General features: G+C 27.6%; 3 protein-coding genes. All 3 read left to right on the top strand.

What is annotated here, in order from left to right; translation table 11 throughout:
- Positions 1 to 56 precede the first annotated feature (56 nt).
- Positions 57 to 242, top strand: a complete 186-nt coding sequence (locus ACH2CG_RS15440) for a hypothetical protein (protein ID WP_395066799.1) — start codon at positions 57 to 59, stop codon at positions 240 to 242.
- Between the two features lie 636 nt (positions 243 to 878).
- Entirely contained in the window at positions 879 to 1,529 is a 651-nt protein-coding gene (locus tag ACH2CG_RS15445; RefSeq protein ID WP_395066801.1) for a DUF6705 family protein, read from the top strand.
- Between the two features lie 233 nt (positions 1,530 to 1,762).
- Positions 1,763 to 3,138, top strand: a 1,376-nt coding sequence (locus ACH2CG_RS15450; protein WP_395066803.1) for a tetratricopeptide repeat protein, incomplete at its 3' end; no start/stop codon positions are given.

A 3,138-nucleotide genomic window follows, 5' to 3' on the forward strand; every position in this document is an offset into this window, starting at 1 on the left:
AAAATAGTTTCTGATAAAAATGGCACAATTGTATCTATTGAAATAAAAAAACAACTATGAAAATTCTAATTGCAGACGATCATCCATTTACACTTCAAGACACAAAAAGCTTTGTAGAATTGTATGGATACAAAGTTATTGATACTTGTTCTAACGGAATTTCGGCTCTCAATTTATCATCTTTAATTGTAACTCTAGGGCAAATCACAGCGTTTTCTGCTATCAGCAACATTAGGTTATGAGGATTCTAACATTCTTATTTCAATCGTTTCAAGTTATATCGTTAGTGAATAAACATTAACGTCTGACCCAAAAATACATTATCACCAATGGTAGTTTTCATTGTATCAAGAACTACTCACTTCACATTTTCTCCCAAATCGATAGTATAATTGCAATAAAAAGGTGGTTCAATGTAGATTTTCTTATTGTTTTTTTTGGGTATAAGTTCTCTATAAATAAATTTCTTTATCGTTTGCAAAATAGATTTCTCCATTGAGCATTTTTTAAACCTTGCAATTCATCATAATACAAATGGACAACCAAAAAATTATTCTGAATATTTTTTAACTCTAACTGTTCCAGAAAGTACTTTTACAATCAAAATTAAAGACCCATTAAAGTTTTTTACTTTTATGAATAACACTAAAATATGGAGTAAAGATAAATTAGCTATATTAGATACCAAATACATCAAAAGAAATACAACTGATGATATAAAAATTTTCAAAAAGATTTATTATATTTATTCAATGAGAATAATGGTGGCGTTGGTTTATATCAAGCCGATCCTGGACTTTCAACTTGGCAAGAAATACTATTAGACTCAAATAATCCAGGCGGTGACCCTATTAAACAACCTTGTAATTAAAAACATCATGAAAAAAACATTTTATCTCTTAGCTTTATTATCATTAACATTTTGTAAAGCACAAACTCCAGTTATCGATTTATATGGCACTCAAGATTATGGCGCAGTAAGTAATGCATATTATAAAGATGTTTATGGCTTTCTTAATCAATATGTTGGCACTTGGCTGTACACCAATGGCACAACCTCACTTAAAATAACATTTATAAAAAAGGAACAACTTTTCAAAGATGGCTTTCCAAGGGATTATTATGAAGACATGCTAGTGGGTGAATACCAGTATATTGAAAATGGCATTGAAAAAGTAAATACATTAAATCAAATTAATGTAGATCTTGGCACAGATTCTAAAGCTATGGAGCAACATAATCTAGGAGAAATTTGTTCTATAAAGTTTCCAACTGCAAGACCAAAGTGCAATGAATGCTCAGCTAATGAAAGAAGATTACTTATGGCATTGTCTGATCCAAATTTCCCAAACATTACAGGTGTTGCAAATAGTTTTGTTATAAGAAGGTTTCAAGAAAATGGTATTACAAAATTAAAAATTTGGTTTTATAAAGAATATCAATATAGTCCTGAGGATGAAAATGGAAATCCTATAAATTTTACCAATTATACTTTACCTTTTGGAGAATATATTTTAATTAAACAATAATTATCATTCTTTCTTTCTTTATAATTAGATTAATAAAATCATTAAAAAGTTAAAACCATTCTTTAAATTATAACCCAAAAACCTTCCCGATTTTGAGAAGGTTTTTGCATTTAATTTTATAGAACTTAGTCCCTTAAAGATAAATAGCATCATACAAGGGTTAACCCCTGATTTTTACTAAAAACTTTTTTATTAAACTGAAATAGATACTTTTGTTGAAAATAAAAGTCGAAATGATTTCTAAAAAATTACTAGTAGTTTATATTTCAATTTTCAGCTTATTTTTCTTTCAAGGATGCAAAGAAGAAAATAAGAGCAAAGTACTATTTGAAAAAAAAACAGAAAAAGAAGATGCAACTAAAACATGGCTTCATAAAGTAGCAAATTATAGAAAAAACAAAAATTATTTTTTGGTTTTCTACAGGTATTATAATGAAAAAATAAAGGAAAAAAAATATTTAGAAGCCGCTAAAATTTTAGATATAGCTTGTGTTTTTCTTGCAGATTCTTATGATTTTAACTCCAAGTTCATGGCTACAGTAAATGAATTTGATAGTAAATACCGAAAAGAAGTTCCTGCATTGAAGACAACTTTTGTTGATGCATATTTAGCGAACTATTATTTTGACAAATATGATTTAAAAAAAGCGAGTGAATACTTTAAAAAAGTAGCTTCATTAGAGCCGAATGATTATGATAGTTGCTACAATATTGCTAGAGCATATTACGATTTATCGTATGTTTATTATATTACTGGTAAGCAACATTTAAGTTTAGAAGCCAACCAAAAATCGTTTGAATATTTTAGTAAAATTGACAATCCCAAAGGATTGGCGTTTGTTTATTCCAATTATGCCAACATTTATACAGCAATTGGCGATAAGAAAAGAGCTATTTTAAACGCTGACAAAGCAATAAAAGCCTATAAAACCATAGACAATACCTACAATGTTTATATTGGTTTAATCAACAAAATTTCAATTTATGATTTCCTAAATGATTCTAGAAAAGCAGCATTAATTGATTCTACCTACCAAGCCTACATGGGTACGAAAGATAATAATGATGTTTTAAAAATAAAGCTCTATGGTTTTAAAATTGAGAATTTAATAACCGAAAACAAATTAGCGGAAGCAAAAATAAAACTTGACGAATTTAAAAAAATTATTGAAAAAGTAAATTCAGACGATTTAACTCAAGAATATAAAGTAACTGCTGCATTGTATGAAATTAAAAAAAATCCAAATTACTCTAATTTTGAAGACATAAAAAAAGCTTTACCTACATTGATAACCAATCAGCAATATGAAAAAGTCAATATGTTTTATGGTGTGTTGCTAAAGAGTGCTATTGAAAACAATGATTTTAAAAGTGCTTTGACTTATGAAAAAGACAAGAAAATTATTGCTGACAGTATAGGAAACATTGCTACAAGAGGAAAAATAGCAGAACTAGAAACGATTTACCAAACCAATAAAAAAGAACAACAAATTGTACTTCAAGAAAAAACAATTTTAAATAAAAATACGACAATTGCCTTGTTAGCATCTTTATTTTTGGGATTATTTCTAACCGTAGTTGTTTATATCACCAAACAAAAACAGAAAAA

The organism is Flavobacterium sp. (genome assembly GCF_043778725.1).
Classification (GTDB): domain Bacteria; phylum Bacteroidota; class Bacteroidia; order Flavobacteriales; family Flavobacteriaceae; genus Flavobacterium.